The organism is Polynucleobacter sp. TSB-Sco08W16, from assembly GCF_018687455.1.
Taxonomy (GTDB): Bacteria; Pseudomonadota; Gammaproteobacteria; order Burkholderiales; family Burkholderiaceae; genus Polynucleobacter.
Window position 1 is genome coordinate 1,775,709 of sequence record NZ_CP061291.1, and the last position, 21,571, is coordinate 1,797,279.

Genomic DNA, 21,571 nt, shown 5'->3' on the forward strand with positions numbered 1-21,571 from the left:
TGAAATGATCTATCAATTCCGCTCCAAAGCTGGTCCAGACGTCATCATGCTGGCGGATCTGACTCAGCGAATCTTTGATATTTTGGGGCGGCCGCTTGAGCCCAGAGGCATTCTGACGGAAGAACAACTTCCCGCACTTATTACCGCCTTGGAAACAGCAATTCTCAAAGACCTAGAAGAACGCTCCCAGGCTAAAGATGAGGCCGACGAAAAAGCTGAAAAACCCAAACTGGCAGACCGTCTTGGCCAACGAGCTTACCCATTTTTAGAACTCATGAAACAAGCAAAAGCCAAAAACGAACCTGTGATGTGGGGCGTTTAATCTATCAGACTTGCTAATTGGCGACGAACATCTTCAACAGACTGGCCGCGTCTCTTAGCTAAATCCTCGACCTGATCAGCAGTCACTTTTCCAACGTTGAAATATTGCGCGTCTGGATGCGCCAAGTAAAAACCGCTCACGCTAGAGGCGGGATTCATTGCCATAGACTCCGTCAGGGTCATGCCAATATCTTCGGAACCAATTACCCTCAATAGATCTTGCTTCACTTCATGTGCAGGACAAGCAGGGTATCCAGGTGCGGGACGAATACCTCGGTACTCCTCATTAATCATCTGATCATTAGTCAAAATCTCATCGGTAGCATAGCCCCATAAATCTGTGCGTACACGATGGTGCATCAGCTCCGCAAATGCTTCGGCCAAACGGTCAGCTAAAGCCTTCAACATAATTGCGCTGTAGTCATCGTGCTTTGCCTGAAACTCAGCAACTTTTTTCTCTACCCCATGGCCAGTTGTTACAGCAAAACAACCAAGATAGTCTGAAACACCAGAATCTTTTGGTGCTACATAGTCTGCCAAGCAACGATTTGGTCGGCGTACACCTTCTACCACGGGACGCTCAGATTGCTGACGCAAGTTGTGCCAAACAAACAAAGGGTGTTCGCGCGCTTCATCGCTATACAAAACAATATCGTCACCAACAGTATTGGCGGGATAGAAAGCAACTACGGCGTCAGCTTGTAGCCACTGCCCCTTGATCAACTTATCTAGTAATGCCTGGGCATCGGCGTATACCTTACGAGCCTCTACACCCACAACCTCATCATCTAAGATTGCCGGAAATTTACCTGCTAGGTCCCAAGTTTGAAAAAATGGCGTCCAGTCAATGTACTTAGCGATATCGCTTAGAGCAAAGTTCTTAAAGACACGACGTCCGATGAATTTTGGTTTTTCTGGAATATAAGCAGACCAATCAATCATCTCGCGATTCTTGCGTGCTGCCTCCAATGAAATTGTTGGTGCTGCTTTTTTATTCGCATGCTGTTCACGAATGCGAACATAGTCATCGCGCAAGTCTTGAATAAACTTCTTGGCACTCTCGTCAGACAATAGGCTAGAGGCAACCGATACGGAACGTGAAGCATCTGGTACATACACTACAGGACCGTCGTAATGCGGGGCGATCTTGACAGCAGTATGTACACGCGAAGTGGTTGCACCACCAATCATCAATGGAATTTGACGCTCACGGAAATAATCATCACGCTGCATCTCTTGGGCAACGTACGTCATTTCCTCTAGAGACGGTGTAATTAAGCCAGATAAACCAACGATATCCGCATTCTCTTCCTTAGCGCGCTTCAGGATATCTGCGCAAGGAACCATCACCCCCATATTGGCCACTTCAAAGTTATTACATTGCAACACTACCGTCACAATATTTTTACCGATATCGTGCACATCGCCCTTAACCGTAGCCATCACAATCTTGCCTTTGGCTTTCGCTTCGCCACCTGCAGCAATATGTTGACGCTTTTCTTCTTCAATATAAGGAATCAAGATGGCAACAGCCTGCTTCATAACACGTGCACTCTTGACCACTTGTGGCAAAAACATTTTGCCGGCACCGAATAAGTCACCAACGACATTCATGCCATCCATCAATGGGCCTTCAATCACTTCGATTGGCCTGCCTCCAGACCCCATAATCTCTGCACGAAGTTCTTCAGTATCTTCTTCGATGAAAGTTGTAATGCCATGTACTAAAGCATGCGTTAAGCGTTCGCGGACTAGCGCCTCACGCCATGCTAAGTTTTCGACTTGCTTTGCACCGCCACCCTTGAATTGATCGGCAATATCTAACAAACGTTCAGTTGGCGTTTTTCCATCTTTTTCTTTAAAGCGATTGAGTACGACATCTTCAACGCGCTCACGTAACTCTGAATCCAAATCAGCGTAGACACCTAACTGACCCGCGTTGACAATACCCATATCCATACCAGCTTGAATTGCGTGATAGAGGAATACTGTATGAATCGCCTCACGTACGCGATCATTGCCGCGGAAGGAGAAGCTTACATTTGAAACACCACCGCTGACTTTGGCGCCAGATAGATTTTCTTTAATCCAACGGGTGGCATTAATAAAATCAACCGCATAGTTGTCATGCTCCTCAATACCGGTAGCAATAGCAAAGATATTGGGATCGAAAATAATGTCTTCCGCTGGAAAGCCGATTTCATTGACGAGGATCTCATAACAACGCTGACAGATTTCTGTCTTACGCTTAAAAGTATCTGCCTGGCCAACTTCATCAAAAGCCATCACAACCGAAGCTGCACCATGGCGACGAATCAAGCGTGCCTGCTTACGAAAAGACTCTTCACCCTCTTTTAGCGAGATCGAATTGACAATTGGCTTGCCCTGAATACATTTCAGACCCGCCTCAATCACGCTCCACTTAGAGGAGTCGATCATGATGGGAACGCGGGCGATATCAGGCTCTGATGCAATCAGATTTAGGAAGCGCGTCATTGCCGCCTCAGAATCCAACATCGCTTCATCCATATTGATGTCGATAACTTGTGCGCCGTTTTCAACCTGCTGTCTGGCAACTGCAAGTGCCTCATCAAATTGATTATTCAAAATCATCCGAGAGAATGCTTTGGAGCCGGTTACGTTGGTGCGCTCACCAATATTTACAAAACCAACAGCCGAAGTGACATTGAATGGTTCCAAGCCAGAGAGCTTCATTGGTGGCATTGCTTTACCTAACTTACTCATACAGACTCCTCTGCATTTTCACGATAGAAAGCGCGGGGCTTGCGTTTAGCAACTGCGTTTGCAATTGCACGAATATGGTCGGGCGTAGTGCCGCAGCAACCACCAACTAAGTTGACCAAGCCATCTTTTGCAAAACCATCAACCAAACTTGAAGTGATATCTGGTGTCTCATCAAAACCAGTGTCACTCATGGGATTAGGCAAGCCTGCATTGGGATAACAAGATACCGCTGTATCGCAAATGCGTGAGAGTTCGGCAATGTAGGGGCGCATCAATGCAGCGCCAAGCGCACAATTCAAACCAAAAGTGAGCGGCTTAATATGACGTAAGCTATTCCAAAATGCCTCTACCGTTTGGCCAGACAGAATGCGACCGGAGGCATCAGTTACCGTTCCAGAAATCATTACAGGCAAGCGTTCGCCCGTCTCTTCAAAAAATTCATCGAGGGCAAACAAAGCTGCTTTTGCATTCAGCGTATCGAAAATAGTTTCGACTAAAAATAAATCCACGCCACCTGCAAATAAACCTTCGATCTGCTCACGATAGGAGGCGCGTAGTGCATCAAACGTTACGTTGCGTGCACCCGGATCATTTACGTCCGGTGAAATGCTTGCCGTCTTTGGTGTAGGCCCGATTGCCCCGGCTGCAAAACGCGGTTTATCAGGAGTGCTGTATTTTTCACAAGCAGCGCGCGCCAGTCTTGCGGAGACTTCATTCATCTCGCGTGCTAGACCTGCCATTTTGTAATCCTCTTGAGCTACAGATGTAGCACCAAAAGTATTTGTTTCAATAATGTCTGCGCCAGCATCTAAATATTGCTCATGAATGGTGCTAATAATTTGTGGCTGAGTCAAAACCAAAAGCTCGTTATTGCCTTTGATATCTCCGGGATGATCAGCAAAGCGATTGTTACCAGGCAAACCACGGTAATCAGCCTCACCAAGCTTGTACTGCTGAATCATGGTTCCCATCGCGCCATCCAATATGAGAATGCGCTGCTTTAACAGATCAGGAATTGCCTGACCGCGGGTGTAAGGCTGGGACAAACCATTAAATTGCATTGCTTAACCGGGATTAATCTCTAGAATCCCTTATTCTATTGGAAAAGCGACTTTTTATTTACCTCGGAGCCCTTATGTTTGGAACCATTCCAGAATTTAATCAAAGCCTAGAAATGTTTAAAACCATGTGGGGTCAAGGTGCAGCGGGTCAAGCTGGGCAATTCCCCTTCACAACTGATGCCTCAAAGGCTGCTGGCGGCTTTGGCTCAGCGTTTCCAGGCATGGATACTGAAGAGCTTGAGAAACGCATTAAGGACCTGAAAAGCGTGGAGAACTGGCTTAATTTGAATCTCAACATTCTCAAATCGACCATTCAGGGCCTAGAGGTCCAACACGCTACGATGATGGCCCTCAAGTCGTTTGGTGATGCCGTATCCGCAGCCGGTGCCGCTGCTGCCGCTCCTAAAGAGGAAACAGCTGCCAAAACTAGTAGCGTCAAAGCTAAACCACGGAAAACCGCAACACGCCGTCCTCGCAAAGCCGGCGATCCAACTTTCCTCGACGAAGTAGGTAATTCAGATGGGCAATAGCCTCACCCATCGCAAATGTGAGTTGATGAATATCTAACTCGCGTTTAAATAAAACCGGCACTATCTCACGAGCAGTTGCCGGTTTTTTACATGCGCCTAGGGCTTCGGCCAAACGCTCATCATGATGGGCATTAAGTTGCGCAATCCTAGGCTTCATTCCAGTAAACGGCTTGCCATGAGAGGGCAGCACTAAAGTATCGTCAGGCAAGGGTAGATACTTTTCCAGTGATTGCAGATACAAACCTAAGGGATCAGCATCGGGGTCAGCATCATAAACACTGACGTTTGTGGAGATGCGCGGTAACAACATGTCACCAGAAATTAAAACGCCCAGCTCTTTACAAAAAAGCGATGCGTGCTCAGGAGCGTGCCCATAGCCCATGATGACCTGCCAAGAATGGCCCCCAATCAAAATCGATTCGCCTTCAATAATCCGACGATATTGACGCGGCACCCCTGGCACCATATTGCTGTAGTAGTTAGAGCGCGCCCGAATTTTTTCTAAATCCTCGGGAGTAGTTAAACCATGTTTCTGAAAGTGATCTGCTGAACCACCTCCTCCAGCACGCGCACCTATCTGAGCGCCACCCTCTTTGTGACTCAACCATTGCGCTGTTAAATAGTCTGTCATAGAAATCCATAGCGGTACATTCCACTTTTCACATAGCCACTGAGATAAACCAATGTGGTCTGGATGCATGTGCGTCACCAAAACTCGAAGCACTGGCAAGCCATCTAATTGGCTTTTGAAGATCAGCTCCCATGCGGCCTTTGTCTCATCATTCGCAATCCCACAATCCACAATGGTCCAGCCGGCAACGCCGTCAATTTCATCGCGCAAGAGCCATAGATTGATATGGTCCAAAGCAAAAGGAAGGCGCATTCTCAGCCAACGCACTCCTGGTGCCACCTCAATGCTTTCGCCTATCTGCGGTAGATTCTCACCTAAGGGATAATGAATAGCACTCTCTGCGGGGATTTGTTTTTGGGTGCTCATGATGTATTTATCGCTCTTCTATTTGATCTAGGCTTGCTTTGACAACAGTTCCATCACCTTGCATTAATTGGTGCGACATTAATCCTGAAAATGGTTTTTGTCGAGGCTGCTATCGCACACTAACTGAAATTGCAGATTGGTCGGAACTAAGCAACCCTGAGAAGCTTAAGATTTGGTCTCAACTAAAAACGCGCAAACCTCAAGCACCCCAATAACTCAATCAAATCATTTCTCGGTTCTTTATTTATTAACATCCACAATCAAACGACCACGCACATTACCGGCCATGAGCTCTTGCGCATATTTCAAAGACTCTTCCAAAGTAATTTCGTGAGAGATCTCGTCTAACGTTTTACGATCAACTAATTTACTCAACTGCTCATAAGCGGCGATGCGTTTTTCACGTGGGACAGTGACACTATTGACACCATACAACGTAACGCCACGCAAAATGAACGGCGCGACGCTTGATGGAAAATCCATGCCTTGCGCAAGACCGCAAGCAGCGACGGCACCATTACTTTTGGTCTGAGCGCAGGCATTCGCTAGAGTGTGACTACCAACACTATCCAAAACTGCGGCCCAACGCTCTTTTGCAAGCGGCTTACCTGGCGCAGATAAAGTGGCGCGGTCAATGACCTCAGCAGCACCTAATTTCTTCAAATAATCAGCTTCAGCCATGCGGCCTGTACTGGCAACCACGGTAAAGCCCAGCTTGCTCAACAAAGTAATTGCGAAGCTGCCAACGCCACCAGCAGCGCCGGTCACTAAAACCTCGCCATCACTTGGCTTTAGGCCATGTTTTTGCAAAGCCATGACACACAGCATGGCTGTATAGCCAGCAGTACCAATCGCTAGAGCTTGCTTAGCGGTAAAGCCTGCTGGTAAAGGAATCAGCCATTCAGCCTTTACTCGAGCCTGCTGAGCCAATCCACCCCAATGCCCCTCGCCCACACCCCAGCCGTTCAAAAGAACCATATCGCCGGCTTTAAAATCAGAACTGGCACTTTCAATGACCTCGCCTGCAAAATCGATACCCGGGACCATTGGGAAACTCCGCACCACAGGGCCTTTGCCCGTGATCGCAAGACCATCCTTGTAATTGAGGGTTGAATACAGCACTTTGACCCTCACATCGCCCTCTGGCAGGCTTGCCTCATCAGCTTGCCCTAACTCAGCACGATAGCCCTGATCATCCTTATTGATCAATATTGCCTTAAACATATCTCTATCTCTTTCTCTCGGTGGAGGTATTTTCCCCGCAACAATTGCTTAATAGGTTTATCCTAGCGAGCATTGTCGATTATGGAGGTTTCCATGAAAAAAATTCTACTATTAACTACAGTTTCTGGCTTGATGCTCTCTGGATGCTATTCCACTCAAATCAACATGTCTATGGGCAATATGCGCCTCATTAGCTCTAGCGCTAACCCGCAAGACGTGATGGATTTTGCAACCAAGACCTGTAAAAACGATTTCTATGAAGGTGCTAGCTTTTTATCCAAAGCCGGCAAGGAATATCGCTTTAAGTGCGTAAAAGCGGAAGAAAACGAAGTATTGATTCCAATTCCGGGAACTACGATCACTCCAGAAGTGAAAACAGAAGCAAAGTAAGCACAGTTGATGACCCCATTTACTTCGCAAGAATTACGCAAAGGCTTTGCATCTTTTGCAACAGGGGTCACAGTCATCACCTGTATGGATGAGGATCAAAATCCTCACGGCATCACTATTAGCTCTTTCAATACAGTTTCTCTTGAGCCGCCACTGATTTTATGGAGCCTTAAGAAGCATTCTCGCCTCATGCCATGGGTCGAGGTAGGCAAAACACACCTCATCCATGTTTTAGAGCGCTCTCAAGAAGATTTAGCGATGCACTTTGCCACCGTCAAGCAAGATCAGTTTATGGGAATAGAACATAAACTAGCCGCTAGTGGCTTAACCCAAATTGATCACTGCGTCGCTTATTACGAATGTGAAACAGTATCCGTTCACACTGGCGGGGACCACAACATCATTGTTGCCAAAGTGATCAACCTCAAAAATCATCCAGAAAAAGAGCCCCTTATTTTTGCTCGTAGTAAATTTGTTGGCCTCGATTTCACGGAAATTCAATCAAACTAGTACCGATTAATACAAGCAAGGAAATGCCATGATGCGTTTATGGGGTCGCAAAAGTTCCATTAATGTTCAAAAAGTATTGTGGTGTCTTGCTGAGCTGGGACTTAAAGAAGGGGTTGATTTTGAGCGAATTGATGCAGGACTTCAATTTGGCGTTGTTCGGTCACCAGAATTCTTAAAACTCAATCCCAACGGTTTAGTTCCCACCCTGGAAGATGGTGATCTGATTCTGTGGGAATCCAATACCATCATGCGCTACCTGGTCTCACAGCATGATCAAAATAAGCGTTTTCCATCTGATATTGCCTCTCAATATGGCTCAGAAAAATGGATGGATTGGCAAGTTGGAACAATGTGGCCGGTGCTACGCCCCGCATTCATAGGGCTAACTAGAACACCCGCAGCAGACCGTAATCATGTTGTCATTCAAAAAGCCTATCAAGATACCAATGAGTTATTTTCTTTACTTGATCAAACACTAGCTTCACAAGCCTATTGCTCTGGCAATCAATTTCACATTGGAGATATTGTGCTGGCCTTATGCGTGCACCGCTGGATATTACTGAATGAGATCTTCCCCAAAGAGACGGGGATCAGAGCAGATCTTAAAAATATCAATCGCTGGCTAAAGCAACTTGCAGCTGAAACACGCTTTCAAGAGTTTGCTGAGAAAGAACTCAACATTATCAGCAAGTGATATTAAGTTCACCCCTAAAGCAGTATTTACTCTTGCTTAAATTTCTTCTGATGGTGATCTGCGCCCATGAAGAGGTACATCGCAGGCACCACAAATAAAGTAAACAGAGTACCAATTGATAGGCCGGTAAAGATCACAATACCCATCGATTGACGACCTGCGGCACCGGCTCCTGAAGCAATCACCAAAGGCAGAACACCTAGGACCATTGCAGCAGTTGTCATCAAGATCGGCCTTAAACGTTCACTCGCAGCTTCAATAATCGCATCAAGCTTACTACGCCCACCTTTTTGCAATACGTTAGCGAACTCCACAATCAAAATACCGTGCTTACTAATTAAACCCATCAGCGTCACTAGCCCAACCTGCGTATAGACATTCAAGGTTGTAAAGCCCAGATTAATAAAGATAAGAGCTCCAAAGAGAGCCATTGGGACGGATACCAAAATCACAATCGGATCGCGGAAACTTTCAAACTGTGCAGCTAGCACCAAGAAAACAATCAAAATTGCGAAGAACATGGTGACCAAAAAGCCGCCAGATTCAGCCATAAACTGACGAGATGGACCTGCATAGTCCATAGAGTATCCATTGGGCGCAACCTCTTTTAAGGTCTGGCGCATATATTCCAATAAATCTGCCTGAGAGATAAATGGTGTACTCACCCCAGAAATCGTTGCTGAATTTAACTGCTGAAAGTGATTGATTGATTGCGGTACAACCTTTTGCTTAATACTCGCGATGGTTCTTGCCTGAATCATCGCGCCACTAGGGGTGCGAATGTAGTAATCCAAAATTTGATCTGGATTCAAGCGGTCCACTTGTTTTACTTGTGGAATGACTTTGTACGAACGGCCAGCAACCGAGAAGTAATTAACATATCCACCGCCCAAGGCTGCAGATAGCGCTGAACCCACTTGTTGCTGAGTCATTCCTAAGGCAGCCACTTTTTCACGATCAATCACCAAAACATCTTGGGGCTTATCAATCTTCAAATCAGAATCTACGAAGAAAAAGTTGCCGCTACGGCGTGCTTTATCCAAAACAGCTTGAGATACTTCATTTAGCTGTTCATAAGACTCCGTTGTATTAATGACAACTTGAACCGGCAAGCCCTGGGCACCAGGTAATGCGGGGAATTGGAATGCTGCCACGCGAGCTCCAGCAATCGTATTCCACTTTTGCTGCATATCTTCTTGGAATTTGGTTGCGTTACGACTACGTGAACTCCAGTCTTTTAACAAAATACCGCCAAAGCTAGAGGTTGGACTCGTAATCTGAAATGCTTGCTCGTACTCAGGTTCAGCCGCAGCAATTGCATAAATTTGATCTGCATACGTCTGCATTTGATTTACTGTGCTATTGGGCGGCCCGGATGCCTGCATTAAAACGATACCTTGATCTTCTGTAGGGGCGAGTTCTGCGCGAGCTGTGGCATATAAATAAGCAACGCCGCCTAAAAGAATGGCCCCCATCACCATGATTACCTGCCAAGTACTCAATAGATCCCGTAAGGTAGTTTGATAACTGTGATGCACCTTGTCAAAAATTCGGTCAATCTTTTGCACAAAGGGAGATGCCTCTTGCTCTTCGGTAAAAATCCTTGAGCACATCATTGGTGAAAGTGTTAATGCAATTAATCCTGATACTGCGACTGCGCTAGCCAAAGTAAACGCAAACTCGGTGAATAGCGCACCAGTTAAACCACCCTGAAAACCAATTGGGATATACACCGCAATCAATACTACGGTCATTGCCAAAATCGGGCTACCTAATTCACGCGCGGCAATTAAAGAAGCCTCAAGCGGGGATTTGCCTTCCTTCATGTGCCTGTCAACGTTCTCTACAACGATGATGGCGTCATCGACCACTAGGCCGATAGCCAATACGAGAGCTAGTAGCGTTAGCAAATTAATGGAATAACCGAGTACCTGCATCAAGAAGAAGGTGCCAATTAGGGATAGCGGCATTGCAATAACTGGAACAGCCACTGCACGCACGCTTCCTAAGAAAAGATAGATCACGACTGTCACAATGACCAAAGCTTCAAGTAGAGTTGAAACCACCTCGTCAATAGAGCTGGTAATAAATTCAGTGGAGTCGTAAACAATTTTCCCATTCATACCAATAGGTAGTTGTTTTTGAATGTCCGGCACAACGTCTCTAACACGCTGTGCAACATCTAATAAATTTGCCTGAGGTGCAACTTTGATACCAATAAATACCGACTGTTTTCCACTAAACGCCACATTAGTGTTGTAGTCCTCAGAGCCCAAAGAGACGCTTGCTACTTGATCTAGATAGACGATATTGACGCCATCTTTTTTCACAACTAATTTACGGAATTCATCAAGTGTATGGAGATCGGTACCAGCTACCAAGTCAACCGACACCATATCTCCCTTGGTGCTACCTACTGCTGATAAGTAATTATTAGCAGACATTGCGCTGTAGACATCATCCGCTCCAACCCCCAAGCCAGCCATCTTTTCACGATCTAGCCATGCGCGTAAGGCAAATTTTCTACCGCCAATAATTTCAGCGTTCTGCACCCCTTCGACCGAATCCAGTTTTGGCTTTACAACACGTAATAGATAGTCGGTAATGGCGTTATTGGGTAGCTGATCGCTATAAAAGCCCATATACATAGCCGCAGTTGACTGGCCAACCTGAACCGTGAGCACCGGCTGCTGAGCTTGAGGCGGCAGTTGATTTTTTACTGCGCTAATCTGGGTCTGGATCTGGGTCAATGCCGCATTGGAGTCGTAATTCAACTTCAAAGTGGCAATAATGGTGGAAACACCACTGACACTAGTCGATGACAAGTAGTCAATCCCTTGCGCCTGCGCTATAGAAGCTTCTAGGGGTTGTGTAATAAAGCCGGCGATGGTTTCTGGATCTGCGCCATAGTAAGCCGTACTGATAGTAACAATTGCATTTTGCGTTTGAGGGTATTGATTGACTGGTAAAGAACCAATCGCTTTCAAGCCAAATACCAATACGAGTGCACTCACGACCAGTGATAGCACTGGTCTGCGAATGAATATGTCGGTCCAATTCATCTGCTGCTTATTCCTGCGGCTTAGGGTCAGGTGAATTTGCAGGCTGCACCTTATTATTCACAATGAGTGGTGTACCGTTCTTCAATTTCAGTTGACCACTTGTAACCACCGTATCGCCTTCATTAATACCTTTGAGAATTGCCACCTGGTCGCCACGAGTACTACCAGTAGTGACAAATACTTGTTGCGCCTCTAACGCTGGATTACCTTGCTTGTCTTTTTTACCAGTAGGCTTAGCAATAAATACAGTTGATCCGTATGGGTTATAGGTCACGGCCGTTTGTGGCAAAGTCAATAACTTCACTTGGTCACCCAAATTAATATTCACATTGGCAAACATACCGGGCAGAATTTTCTTATCTGGATTAGCAATTTGTGCCTCAACCTGAATATTGCGCGTATTAGTATCTACTTTTGGGCTTACCGCAGTAATCTTGCCAGTAAAGCTGGCATCTTTAAATGCATCTGTAGTGACAACTACATCTTGTCCAACTTGAATTTGCTCAGCATTGCTTTGCGGCAAATTGAAATCTACAAAAATTGGATCCAAGGTCTGCAGCGTTAGTAACTTGTCACCTGGATTCACAAACTGGCCAGGATTAATCGACACAATACCCACGCGACCACTAAAGGGGGCCTTTAAATTCTTCTTGGCAACCAATGCGATCTGCTGCTCTACCTGCGCCTGCTTGGATTTGGCATCCGCCTTGCTAGTATCAAAGACATTTTTACTAATCGCCTGAATCGCAAGCTGCTGTCTATCGCGCTCATTAATAACTTTTGCGAGATCAGCCAAGGCTTTTAAGGAATTGAGTTGCGCTACATCAGAGGCATCGTTTAACTTAATAAGTAACTCACCCTCTTTCACATCTTGACCAGACTTGATGGGCACTGTCTGTACTAAACCGCCGATTTCAGTGCTCAGGTCTACACCCCTAAAAGCCCGAACGTTACCAACGCTCGTTAATTTAGGCTGCCACTCAGAAGTAGCAATCACCATTGTGGAAACGCTTGCAGGCGGCAATCCCATTCCTGATATGAAATGCTTAATCATGAAGGTCTTAAATTGATTAAAAGCAAAAATCAAACCGAGTAACAAGAAAACGCCGCATAACATGATGGTCATACGACGTTGGAGTGGCTCCATCGCCATGAGCTTAGCGTGCGCTTTTGTGCCGCGCCACTTGACGCCGATGCGGGCATAAAAAGCCTTTACCTTTTCCCAAAGCGCAATAGCCTTCTCACGCAATTTCCATTGCACGGCTTTCAGTTTCATCCATGCCCATAGGACAAGAACGGCAGCAATGAGCTTGCTCTTAATTGTTTCCAGAAGTTTCATTTTGATCTTTGTTCGCTATGTCTTTTGGTTTGAATGCAGGGCCTTGACGATTCCACCAGCCGCCGCCTAATGCTACAAATAGTGCCGCTGTATCAGAGAAGCGAGTCGCTTGCGCAGCCACAGACTTCACTTTTGCTTGTTGATACTGGTTCTGGTAATACAAAACTGCCAAGTAACTTGCTGTGCCTAATTTGTATTGTTGCTGTACAAGGTCTAGCGTTTCATAGGCATAACGTTCTGCATCAGACGCAGCTTTTAATGCTTGAGCACCCGTCTCAAGTGCACGTAAAGCATTTGCAACCTCTTGAAAAGCATTCAGTACTGTTGCTTGATATTGATAGGCTGCCAATTCATAGTTTGCAATGGCGCCCCGACGCTGCGCCAATAATTGCCCACCCTGAAATAAGGGCTGCAAAATACCTGCGCCAATAGACCATAAAGATGAGTTAGGACCAAAGAGGGCTGCCGAGGTAAGTGCCGCAGAGCCAATTGAGCCAGTGATATTAAATTGTGGCAATAAGTTTGCTGTAGCCACTCCAACGAATGCGTTCTGCGCCTTTAACTGGGCTTCTGCAGCACGAACGTCGGGGCGTTGACGGACTAAACTGGAAGGCACTGAGAGTGGTAATTTTTCTGGCAAATGCAGCTTGGTGAGATCAAATTTAGTAATGGCTGCATTGCTAGGTAATTCACCGACTAGTACAGCTAATTGGTTCCTCGCAAAAGCTAGGTTTCTTTCGTAATTAAATAAATCTACCTGAGAATTTGCCACCAAGGTTTGCTGTGAAGTCACATCAACTTTTGAGACCGTGCCAATACGTAGCTGTTTCTCAGTCACTTCGGCAAGATTCGTTTGCGCTTTCAAAATTTCTTCAGTAGCCTGCATTTGTGCACGTAAGGCAGCTTCTTTCACAGCGCCCGTAACAACGTTTGCAGTCAAAGAGAGGTAGGCACCTTCCAATTGAAATTGAGCGACTTCTGCTTGTGCTTTTGCACCCTCTACAGCACGACGAGCTCCGCCAAATACATCCAGCTTATAGGTCACATTTACTGATGTGTTGTACAGATTGTAGGTATCGGAACCAGATGAAAGACCATAGATCGCAGCTGGTTGAAGTTGACGCGTAGCTCCCGCACCAACACTTACTGCAGGAAAATATTGACCGCCAATCTGAGCATTCACATTTTCTTGTGCGGCTCGCAACGCTGCATCTGCGGCACCTAAATTAGGATTTTGCTCCAAGGCTTTTTTAATCAGGGCGTCAAGCTCTGGAGATTTGTAGAGCTCCCACCATTGCGCTTCAATATCGGCGCCTTCTACAAACTCTTGATCTGTGCCGCCAGGAACGCCCGGGGCTTTAGCAAGCTTCTGAGATAAGGGGCCTTCAGTATATGAAGTAGTTTTAGGGGCGTCTGGCTGTTTAAAGTCAGGGCCAACTGCACATGCAGACACTACCGCTGCACAAATGAGCAGAAGTGAATAAAAACGAGCGCATGAAAGGGCTTTCGACAGAAACATAAATTACAACGAATATCCTCTTGAACAAGAGTTATTTGAACACAAAAATGAAAGAAGAGCCTCGTAAAGCCCTGATTTATCTACCTAAATTTGTTCATAACTGCGAACGAAAGTCAACTTAGGAAAATTATTCGACGGTCACGCTTTTTGCTAAGTTACGCGGCTTATCAACGTCAGTGCCACGCGCACAAGCCGTGTGATAGGCCAGAAGCTGAAGGGGAACAACATGCAAGATGGGTGACAGATTGCCATAATGCTCTGGTAAACGAATCACATGGATGCCTTCACTGCTAACGATTTCAGTATCTTGATCAGCAAAGACATATAACTTGCCACCACGCGCTTTTACTTCCTGCATATTTGACTTCAGTTTTTCTAACAAGTCGTCCTTAGGCGCAACAGTGACCACTGGCATCTTGTCAGTAACCAAGGCTAAAGGTCCGTGCTTTAACTCGCCAGCGGGATAAGCTTCAGCATGAATATAAGAAATTTCTTTTAACTTTAGGGCGCCCTCAAGTGCAATGGGATAGTGCAAGCCACGCCCCAAAAAGAGTGCATTTTCACACTTAGCAAATACATCGCTCCAAGCAATAATTTGCGGCTCAAGCGCAAGTACTGCATGCAATGCCTTTGGTAAATGACGCAGCTCTCTAAGCAGCTCTTTTTCTTTTTCAGCAGAAACTTTTCCTGCACGCTTTGCGATAGAAATAGCCAATAGATATAGCGCCAGTAATTGCGTAGTAAATGCCTTAGTAGAAGCTACGCCAATTTCAGCACCAGCTTTAGTTAAGAAGTGCCAATCCGTTTCACGAACCATGGCACTACTTGCCACATTGCAAATTGCTAAAGTGTATTGATGGCCAAGGGCCTTGGCATGACGTAAGGCAGCTAAAGTATCTGCCGTTTCACCTGATTGAGAAACAACAACAACTAAGGTCTTTGGATTTGGCACCGTAGTGCGATAACGATACTCGCTAGCAATTTCTACCTGAGTAGGTATACCAGCAATATCCTCTAACCAATACTTAGCAACGCAGGCCGAATAGTAGCTCGTGCCACATGCCAGAATCAAAATTTGGTCGAATGCTTTCCAGTCATCTGGATTGGCACCAAATAACTCTGGGCCAAAAGAGGCGATGTTAGCGAGCGTATCGCCAATAGCCCTAGGTTGCTCAAAAATCTCTTTTTGCATGTAATGCTGATATGGACCAAGGTCGACAGAGTCAGCCTGTGCTGGCATTGGCTTACGATCACGCTCTACTGACTTGCCAGACTGATCAATCACTTGAATGCTATCCGCACTCAGGATGACAACATCACCCTCTTCCAAGTACATCATCGAGTGCGCGCGTCCTGCCAATGCTAAGGCGTCTGAGGCTAGAAAATTTTCTTGCTTACCAAGGGCGACTACTAGGGGTGAACCTACGCGTGCACCCACTAAAGTTTGAGGGCTATCTTGCGCAATAACACCAATTGCATAGGCGCCATGTAATTTTGGTAAAACTGCTTTTACAGATTTCGCAATATCTTTTTGATTGCTACCAATGTACTCCTGATGAATAAGGTGAGCGATCACCTCTGTGTCAGTTTCAGAAGTAAAAACGTAACCAGCTGCTTTTAATTCTGCACGAAGTACTTCATAGTTTTCGATAATGCCGTTGTGGACAACAGCAATCAAGCCATTTGAAATATGGGGATGTGCGTTTTGAGTATCAGGCTTACCATGGGTTGCCCAGCGGGTATGCGCAATACCTAAGGTGCCATGAAAATCTTTACCCTGTTCGGCCAACTCAGAGACGCGAGCTGTGGTGCGAGCTCGTTCAATCGGATGCTGAGGGTCATAGCCGTTTATTACTGCGAATCCACAAGAGTCATAACCGCGATACTCTAAGCGGCGCAAACCTTCAACCAAAACATCCACAATGTTTGTATGAGAAGCTGCCCCAACAATGCCGCACATTATCTTTTACTCCTAACCACTTTATTAGGAGCTTTCTTGACAGTCTTTTTGGCTGCTACTTTTTTCATAGCCGCTTTTTTGGGCGCAGACTTTTTAGTCGTCACTTTCTTTACTGGACGCTGCCATTGCAAAGAGATTTGTTTGGCTCTTGATACCGTTAACTGATGTGGAGGCGCATCTTTGGTAAGAGTGGTGCCGGCTCCCAATGTCGCACCACGCCCAACGCGCACTGGAGCAACTAATTGAGTGTCCGATCCAATGAAGACATCATCCTCAATAATGGTCTGGTGTTTATTTACACCATCGTAATTACAAGTAATCGTGCCAGCGCCAATATTGACTCTTGATCCAACAATAGAGTCGCCAACATATGCCAAGTGATTTGCTTTGCTGTTCGCAGCAATTTTGCTGTTCTTCACCTCAACGAAATTGCCGATGTGCACATCGTTTGATAAGTCTGCGCCAGGGCGTAAACGAGCATAAGGACCAATCACTGACTCGTTACCCACTTTTGCGCCATCTAAATGACTATACGCATGAATAGCTACATTTTTACCGATAGCACTGTTACGAATCACACAGTAAGGGCCAACCTTAGTGCCCGATGCAAGGGTTACAGCACCCTCAAATACACAACCTACATCAATAGAAACATCCGTGCCACAGTCCAGCGTGCCACGTATATCAATACGCGCAGGATCTGCAAGTGATACACCCGCATCCATGAGTTGATTGGCAATGTTCAATTGATGAACTCGTTCTAGAGCGGCTAACTGATCTCGACTATTCACTCCAACAGTTTCAAATTCTTTATCTGCTTGGGTTGTACGAATCGGCACGCCATCTTTCACGGCCATTGCAATCACATCAGTTAAGTAATACTCGCCCTGAGCGTTGCTTGCACGCATTCCTTTGAGCCATTTCTTAAGGGAATTTGTTGGCAATACCATAATGCCGGTATTAATTTCTTGGATTGCCTTTTGAGAAGATGTTGCATCCTTCTCTTCAACAATCTCTTTGACAGAGCCATCAGCATCGCGCATGATACGACCATAACCCGTCGGATTGCTTAAGTTTTGAGTAAGAAGAGCAAGTGCAGAATCTTTGCCACGAACGCCATCAGCCAATTTAGCTAATTTAGTAAGTGTCTTTTGGGTGGTCAGCGGGACGTCGCCATATAAAACTAAAGTAGGCTCGTGAACATCCAGTTTTGATAAGGCTTGTAGTAATGCATGGCCAGTGCCCTTTTGTTGAGCCTGTAAAACAGTGCTGACCTTGCCAAACTTAGCATCTTCATTGGTGGCGTTTACGAGGAATGCTTTGACATCTACAGCGCCATGTCCAACCACCACAATTGGCCCATTTTTAGTGGACTTTCCTTGAAGGGATAAAGCAGTATCGAGGACATGCTGCAACAGGGGCTTACCCGCTAAAGTTTGCAGGACCTTGGGCAACGCGGATTTCATCCGCTTTCCTTGACCAGCAGCCAATATGACGATATTCATAGAAGGGGATTATAAGTCCCCTGAATCATGGTTCCACAAGCCTGCTGAAAAATATTTAATCATGTCTAACCTTGTATAGAAGATGGCAAGTCAATGACTAGGCAGTGATGGCTTTTTGTAGGTTCTGCTGTGCCTTAGCGACTTTCTGTCGCTTGCGTTCGCTGTCTAACGCTTTGCTGACATTGTCTTTCTGCGTTTTCAATGCGTTTAAGCGTGCTTGTTGCGGGGTAAGCGGCTTTTTAACGGCGGGTGCAATTTCACTAAAACGCATTGTTAGTGAATCTCCGTTGGCATATGCGGGACATTACTAGCACCGTAGATAGATTTGCAGAGTGCATAGGCTTGCACGATGTTCTGCGCAAACACTATCGTCTCTACCCACAGCCCGCTTGCCTTTACCGTTGCTTTGTATTTACGCATATGAGTATTTAGTTGCGGGAGGGGGGAAGAAATTGTTATAGTATTTAGAAATACTAATATTTCTATAAATGAAAAGCCTACTAATACTTCTCGCCGCCTTCGTCTTAGTTGCCTGTTCTAATAATGAGAACTTGAAACTTTCCTGCTACGGCTCCAGCATAAAAATCGAAGGCAATAATGAAATTGTCTCCTCGCAAATTACTCAAACCTATAAGTTTCAGAACTTGAAGTTTGATAATTATGAATGTGCCACACACTCTAATATTGTTAGCTGTAATTTTCTAAAAGAAGAAAATGGCACAAGAGAACGCAAGCGAATAATTTATGACACAAAAACATTATCGTTTGTTGAAATAATTGTCGTATGGGCTATTGGCGATAAAGTGAAGATGAATGAACGCACTATTATGCGCACGGAATTTATTGGCACTTGCCAAAAGCCTATTCTCAATTAAGCACATCACCTCTTAAATGTTTTACGCACAGCACCGCTTGCAGTCGCTATTTGCGTGTCAAGCTCACCTTGCTCTACAGCTTGTTTAACAAGCTCTAACGCTTTAATTAAACCCTGTGCGCTATCGCACTCTACGCTTGTCTTACCTTTAACTAGTTCAATAATCTGCGTTCCATATTTAATTGCTACGCACAGCTTTCCTTGCTCATTCTTAAACCACCACTCTCTAATACGCTTATTCACTTCCACGCTCTTTTTAAGTCCAGTCTCCTTATCTTTTACGGTGCGAAACTTCTTTACCGTAAAGCTAGTGCCATCTAATTGCGATTTAGCTAGCTGTATTTGTTCCCATATTTTGTTTGATAACTTATTGCGACGAAATACGACTTGCGGAATTTGTGCTGGTTTTTTTGCTGTGCTCAGTTTTAATGTGTCTAGTGTTCCCATCTAATACTCCTTGTTGTGTAGAAATAATGGTTTAACTAAACGCAGGTTTTTTGGTTATTTCTGTAAAAAATCCTGCGTTTGCCTAAACCCTATATAAACAATAGCTTCGAAGGCAATTAAAAACGACTGATTTTTGCCTAGTCATATGTAATAAATGGACACAAAAAATAACGAATGATTTGGTATTGCATAAATATCTATACAAATGAGACATAAAAGTTGGCACGCTGAATGTAATAGTGCCGCGTAATCCGTTCTGATGTGAGACGGTAAGCAAACGAGTTGCTCATTACTCGCTGTATCGCACTACCTAGCTATATGCTAGATGCCTTAAATGCCACACCAATGTGTAGAAGCGTTTGCGATGCTGTAATGGTTAGAGCGTAGTGATACGCAAATGAAGTGAGTGGGATGCCACAATGAAACCCACAAACACTCCATAAGCTACTGATATAGGCTGTGGATGTGTTGCGTTAGACGAGCACTTAAAAGGTGATAGCAAAACCTACCTTCCTTGTTAAATCAAGTTGTGTGTATATCAGTTATGTAAAACCTCAGCAAAAGGTTCTTTATCGCTACGCTCTTAAATGAGCGTGGCTTATGATTCCTAGCAAAAGGGATTAAAAGCAAAGCCAATAAATCTAATCATTAAAAAATATGCTGAGTAAAAGCGAATGCTTTTACGAAAGCATAAGTTAGCGATGCGTTAGCGAAGCTAACTTACTAAACGAATTAGCACCTCAAATCCACGCTACAAGCGTTTTAAGCACTAGTGCGAATATCTGTTAAACAGAAATTATGAAAACAGCTTGCAGAGCTTATATGCAAGTCTGCGTAATTTCGTTGTCTATACCCCACATCACCACTAAATACCTAAATGTAATCAAAACAGCAAAAGATTACATTTAGCGAGAAAAAATAAGCATCTCATTGAATTTAGGAAGATTTTTTATATGACAAACACTTGGCACAAAGAGGTAGGAAAAAATAAACAAAGAAAACATACTTTAGACATAGCAAAACTTTGGTTAGGACACAAAACCAGCACAAACAAGGAGAGCACTATGTCAAAGCAAGCAAAGGTATTAAATCAAATTGAGTTGCGTAGAGTGATGGATTACATAGCTACACGCAAACATGCATCACGCAATAGGGCGATGCTGATGATGACGCATTTAGCAGGTTTAAGGGTGGGGGAAGTTGCGGCACTACGCTATAGAGATGTAGTGGCAGGTGATGGCAAGGTAAGGGATGAGATACGCTTACTAGCAGAACAAACAAAAGGCAGTGAAGCAAGAACGGTTTTTATAAACGAACGCTTACGCAAAGAATTAGAGCAATATGTGGCATTTTTTCGGTTATGCAAACTACAAGACACCAATGTCAAATTCTTCTATAGCCAAAAGCGTGATAGCGATGGCTTTACTGCAAACACACTAGCGCAGTTCTTCCATTATCTTTACAAAAAATCTGGCATAGATGGCGCAAGCAGTCATAGCGGACGCAGAAGCTTTGCATCAAAATTGAGTGAGCAAGGTGTAGGTATTCGTGTGCTAATGAATATTTTGGGACACAAAAACATTACGACAACCATCAAATATGTGGATGCTAATGTGAATATGATGAAACGAGCTGTAGAACTTGCGTGATGGATGACAAGGATGGGATGGTAGGCTAGAACCAAGCCTACCTTGTAAGCCAAGCCAGTCAAGGCTTTGTGGGTAGGTAATATAGGGTTTTACTAAACGCAGGTTTTTTATACGCAAAACGGACAGCAAAAATACCTGCGTTTTAATAAACCATTACCTTTTTCTTTCTTTTAATCCTTTTCGTTCTAGTTTTTCTTGCTCTCTTACTAACTCTAGTTGTTCTCGTTCTTCTTTAGTCATTGTTGCTTTTAATTGTTTTTTTATTGCCTCTTCCATATCCCACACTTCTTTATCTCTTTTTTCTGTGCGTGGGTTGTCATTGCTAAAACCCGCTCTAGTTAAAGCAATATTGCCTGCACTTTCCCTACTATTGCCATCTTCAGCTTTGAAATATGCGTCCAAATAAATCTTCGCTGCCTTTAATTCACGCTGTCTTTGCAGTTCTTTAATGTCGTCTAATGCACTTCCCTTTAAGTCATCTAGCACTTTCTTATAAAACTCTATACGCACCTCTCTTATATCTTTCCAGCCTATAGCGTCTTTCTCTGCTTGTGTTTTTGGACGCTTGTGCGTTTTTTTTAATTGTTGTTGGTGTGCTAGTGCGTCTTTAAGTGCTTGCTGTTGCACTTCATCTAATAGTGTCTTATCTTTTTTTGTCTCAAATTCTTCACCACTCTCCATTTTGTCTATGAGCTCTTGTATGCGCTCTGCAATGTGAGTGTTATTGATTTTTGGCATTCGTTC

21 protein-coding genes are annotated in these 21,571 nt (G+C 44.7%); 8 read left to right on the forward strand and 13 right to left on the reverse strand.

Annotated elements, in window-relative coordinates; translation table 11 throughout:
- Nucleotides 1-4: 4 nt before the first annotated feature.
- Nucleotides 5-322, forward strand: coding sequence for a DUF1840 domain-containing protein (locus FD961_RS08905; RefSeq protein WP_215393528.1), 318 nt, complete (start codon nt 5-7; stop codon nt 320-322).
- Here the strand turns inward: FD961_RS08905 and metH are convergent.
- Nucleotides 319-3,066 (reverse strand): methionine synthase, encoded by a 2,748-nt coding sequence (gene metH / locus FD961_RS08910; RefSeq protein ID WP_215393529.1) that lies wholly within the window; start codon nt 3,064-3,066, stop codon nt 319-321. The genes FD961_RS08905 and metH overlap by 4 nt on opposite strands.
- The gene (locus FD961_RS08915; protein WP_215393530.1) at nt 3,063-4,127 is read right to left on the reverse strand and encodes a homocysteine S-methyltransferase family protein; all 1,065 of its coding nucleotides are present in this window, start codon (nt 4,125-4,127) and stop codon (nt 3,063-3,065) included. The genes metH and FD961_RS08915 overlap by 4 nt, the downstream gene beginning before the upstream one ends.
- Nucleotides 4,128-4,201: 74 nt before the next feature.
- Here FD961_RS08915 and FD961_RS08920 point away from each other — a divergent pair, with 74 nt between their 5' ends.
- Nucleotides 4,202-4,657 carry a PhaM family polyhydroxyalkanoate granule multifunctional regulatory protein gene (locus FD961_RS08920; protein ID WP_215393531.1) on the forward strand — a complete coding sequence of 152 codons (456 nt, stop codon included), beginning with the start codon at nt 4,202-4,204 and terminating at the stop codon, nt 4,655-4,657.
- Here FD961_RS08920 and FD961_RS08925 read toward each other — a convergent pair.
- Complete coding sequence (locus tag FD961_RS08925; RefSeq protein ID WP_251371267.1) at nt 4,569-5,654, reverse strand: MBL fold metallo-hydrolase; 1,086 nt, start codon at nt 5,652-5,654, stop codon at nt 4,569-4,571. The two genes, FD961_RS08920 and FD961_RS08925, sit on opposite strands and share 89 nt — an antisense overlap.
- Before the next feature lie 38 nt (nt 5,655-5,692).
- Between FD961_RS08925 and FD961_RS08930 the strand changes: the two genes are divergently transcribed.
- On the forward strand, nt 5,693-5,869 hold the full coding sequence (locus FD961_RS08930) for a DUF1289 domain-containing protein (protein WP_083393541.1): 177 nt from the start codon (nt 5,693-5,695) through the stop codon (nt 5,867-5,869).
- Nucleotides 5,870-5,894: 25 nt separating this feature from the next.
- Here the strand turns inward: FD961_RS08930 and FD961_RS08935 are convergent, their stop codons facing one another.
- Nucleotides 5,895-6,878, reverse strand: coding sequence for an MDR family oxidoreductase (locus FD961_RS08935; RefSeq protein WP_215393532.1), 984 nt, complete (start codon nt 6,876-6,878; stop codon nt 5,895-5,897).
- A 93-nt stretch (nt 6,879-6,971) separates the two neighbouring features.
- On the opposite strand from FD961_RS08935, the gene FD961_RS08940 reads away from it, so the two are divergent.
- The 3 genes from FD961_RS08940 to FD961_RS08950 are packed head-to-tail and all read left to right on the forward strand — an operon-like array spanning nt 6,972 to nt 8,472.
- Nucleotides 6,972-7,268, forward strand: a complete 297-nt coding sequence (locus FD961_RS08940; RefSeq protein WP_215393533.1) for a hypothetical protein — start codon at nt 6,972-6,974, stop codon at nt 7,266-7,268.
- A 9-nt stretch (nt 7,269-7,277) separates the two neighbouring features.
- Nucleotides 7,278-7,778, forward strand: coding sequence for a flavin reductase family protein (locus FD961_RS08945; protein WP_215393534.1), 501 nt, complete (start codon nt 7,278-7,280; stop codon nt 7,776-7,778).
- Nucleotides 7,779-7,806: 28 nt separating this feature from the next.
- Nucleotides 7,807-8,472 (forward strand): glutathione S-transferase family protein, encoded by a 666-nt coding sequence (locus FD961_RS08950; protein ID WP_215393535.1) that lies wholly within the window; start codon nt 7,807-7,809, stop codon nt 8,470-8,472.
- A 26-nt stretch (nt 8,473-8,498) separates the two neighbouring features.
- Here FD961_RS08950 and FD961_RS08955 read toward each other — a convergent pair whose 3' ends face one another.
- The 7 genes from FD961_RS08955 to FD961_RS08985 form a co-directional block, all read right to left on the reverse strand.
- Nucleotides 8,499-11,534 carry an efflux RND transporter permease subunit gene (locus FD961_RS08955; protein ID WP_215393536.1) on the reverse strand — a complete coding sequence of 1,012 codons (3,036 nt, stop codon included), beginning with the start codon at nt 11,532-11,534 and terminating at the stop codon, nt 8,499-8,501.
- A gap of 7 nt (nt 11,535-11,541) precedes the next feature.
- Nucleotides 11,542-12,681, reverse strand: a complete 1,140-nt coding sequence (locus FD961_RS08960) for an efflux RND transporter periplasmic adaptor subunit (protein ID WP_215394418.1) — start codon at nt 12,679-12,681, stop codon at nt 11,542-11,544.
- A gap of 169 nt (nt 12,682-12,850) precedes the next feature.
- Nucleotides 12,851-14,392 carry an efflux transporter outer membrane subunit gene (locus FD961_RS08965; protein ID WP_215393537.1) on the reverse strand — a complete coding sequence of 514 codons (1,542 nt, stop codon included), beginning with the start codon at nt 14,390-14,392 and terminating at the stop codon, nt 12,851-12,853.
- A gap of 127 nt (nt 14,393-14,519) precedes the next feature.
- A complete protein-coding gene (gene glmS, locus FD961_RS08970) occupies nt 14,520-16,352 on the reverse strand; it encodes a glutamine--fructose-6-phosphate transaminase (isomerizing) (RefSeq protein ID WP_215393538.1) in 1,833 nt (610 codons plus the stop codon).
- Entirely contained in the window at nt 16,352-17,857 is a 1,506-nt protein-coding gene (gene glmU, locus FD961_RS08975) for a bifunctional UDP-N-acetylglucosamine diphosphorylase/glucosamine-1-phosphate N-acetyltransferase GlmU (protein WP_215393539.1), read from the reverse strand. The genes glmS and glmU overlap by 1 nt, the downstream gene beginning before the upstream one ends.
- Before the next feature lie 97 nt (nt 17,858-17,954).
- Complete coding sequence (locus tag FD961_RS08980; RefSeq protein ID WP_215393540.1) at nt 17,955-18,128, reverse strand: hypothetical protein; 174 nt, start codon at nt 18,126-18,128, stop codon at nt 17,955-17,957.
- A gap of 2 nt (nt 18,129-18,130) precedes the next feature.
- On the reverse strand, nt 18,131-18,277 hold the full coding sequence (locus FD961_RS08985) for a hypothetical protein (RefSeq protein ID WP_215393541.1): 147 nt from the start codon (nt 18,275-18,277) through the stop codon (nt 18,131-18,133).
- Between the two features lie 68 nt (nt 18,278-18,345).
- On the opposite strand from FD961_RS08985, the gene FD961_RS08990 reads away from it, so the two are divergent.
- On the forward strand, nt 18,346-18,732 hold the full coding sequence (locus tag FD961_RS08990; RefSeq protein WP_215393542.1) for a hypothetical protein: 387 nt from the start codon (nt 18,346-18,348) through the stop codon (nt 18,730-18,732).
- Nucleotides 18,733-18,737: 5 nt separating this feature from the next.
- Here the strand turns inward: FD961_RS08990 and FD961_RS08995 are convergent, their stop codons facing one another.
- Nucleotides 18,738-19,178: a DUF6641 family protein gene (locus tag FD961_RS08995; RefSeq protein WP_215393543.1), complete on the reverse strand. Its 441-nt coding sequence runs from the start codon at nt 19,176-19,178 to the stop codon at nt 18,738-18,740.
- 1,064 nt (nt 19,179-20,242) lie between these two features.
- On the opposite strand from FD961_RS08995, the gene FD961_RS09000 reads away from it, so the two are divergent.
- Nucleotides 20,243-20,827 carry a site-specific integrase gene (locus tag FD961_RS09000; protein ID WP_215393544.1) on the forward strand — a complete coding sequence of 195 codons (585 nt, stop codon included), beginning with the start codon at nt 20,243-20,245 and terminating at the stop codon, nt 20,825-20,827.
- A 153-nt stretch (nt 20,828-20,980) separates the two neighbouring features.
- On the opposite strand, the gene FD961_RS09005 is transcribed toward FD961_RS09000, so the two are convergent.
- The gene (locus tag FD961_RS09005; RefSeq protein ID WP_215393545.1) at nt 20,981-21,565 is read right to left on the reverse strand and encodes a hypothetical protein; all 585 of its coding nucleotides are present in this window, start codon (nt 21,563-21,565) and stop codon (nt 20,981-20,983) included.
- Nucleotides 21,566-21,571: the final 6 nt, after the last annotated feature.

Excerpts from the sequence above, each read along its gene's own strand:
- FD961_RS08990 (WP_215393542.1), top strand. The coding sequence starts at position 18,346 with ATGAAAAGCCTACTAATACTTCTCGCCGCCTTCGTCTTAGTTGCCTGT.
- FD961_RS08935 (WP_215393532.1), bottom strand. The coding sequence starts at position 6,878 with ATGTTTAAGGCAATATTGATCAATAAGGATGATCAGGGCTATCGTGCT.
- FD961_RS08965 (WP_215393537.1), bottom strand. The coding sequence starts at position 14,392 with ATGTTTCTGTCGAAAGCCCTTTCATGCGCTCGTTTTTATTCACTTCTG.
- FD961_RS08985 (WP_215393541.1), bottom strand. The coding sequence starts at position 18,277 with ATGCGTAAATACAAAGCAACGGTAAAGGCAAGCGGGCTGTGGGTAGAG.
- FD961_RS08920 (WP_215393531.1), top strand. The coding sequence starts at position 4,202 with ATGTTTGGAACCATTCCAGAATTTAATCAAAGCCTAGAAATGTTTAAA.
- FD961_RS08950 (WP_215393535.1), top strand. The coding sequence starts at position 7,807 with ATGATGCGTTTATGGGGTCGCAAAAGTTCCATTAATGTTCAAAAAGTA.
- FD961_RS08995 (WP_215393543.1), bottom strand. The coding sequence starts at position 19,178 with ATGGGAACACTAGACACATTAAAACTGAGCACAGCAAAAAAACCAGCA.
- FD961_RS08925 (WP_251371267.1), bottom strand. The coding sequence starts at position 5,654 with ATGAGCACCCAAAAACAAATCCCCGCAGAGAGTGCTATTCATTATCCC.
- FD961_RS08940 (WP_215393533.1), top strand. The coding sequence starts at position 6,972 with ATGAAAAAAATTCTACTATTAACTACAGTTTCTGGCTTGATGCTCTCT.
- metH (WP_215393529.1), bottom strand. The coding sequence starts at position 3,066 with ATGAGTAAGTTAGGTAAAGCAATGCCACCAATGAAGCTCTCTGGCTTG.
- FD961_RS08960 (WP_215394418.1), bottom strand. The coding sequence starts at position 12,681 with ATGGAGCCACTCCAACGTCGTATGACCATCATGTTATGCGGCGTTTTC.
- glmU (WP_215393539.1), bottom strand. The coding sequence starts at position 17,857 with ATGAATATCGTCATATTGGCTGCTGGTCAAGGAAAGCGGATGAAATCC.
- FD961_RS08915 (WP_215393530.1), bottom strand. The coding sequence starts at position 4,127 with ATGCAATTTAATGGTTTGTCCCAGCCTTACACCCGCGGTCAGGCAATT.
- FD961_RS08945 (WP_215393534.1), top strand. The coding sequence starts at position 7,278 with ATGACCCCATTTACTTCGCAAGAATTACGCAAAGGCTTTGCATCTTTT.
- FD961_RS09005 (WP_215393545.1), bottom strand. The coding sequence starts at position 21,565 with ATGCCAAAAATCAATAACACTCACATTGCAGAGCGCATACAAGAGCTC.
- FD961_RS08955 (WP_215393536.1), bottom strand. The coding sequence starts at position 11,534 with ATGAATTGGACCGACATATTCATTCGCAGACCAGTGCTATCACTGGTC.
- glmS (WP_215393538.1), bottom strand. The coding sequence starts at position 16,352 with ATGTGCGGCATTGTTGGGGCAGCTTCTCATACAAACATTGTGGATGTT.
- FD961_RS08905 (WP_215393528.1), top strand. The coding sequence starts at position 5 with ATGATCTATCAATTCCGCTCCAAAGCTGGTCCAGACGTCATCATGCTG.
- FD961_RS08980 (WP_215393540.1), bottom strand. The coding sequence starts at position 18,128 with ATGCGTTTTAGTGAAATTGCACCCGCCGTTAAAAAGCCGCTTACCCCG.
- FD961_RS09000 (WP_215393544.1), top strand. The coding sequence starts at position 20,243 with ATGTCAAAGCAAGCAAAGGTATTAAATCAAATTGAGTTGCGTAGAGTG.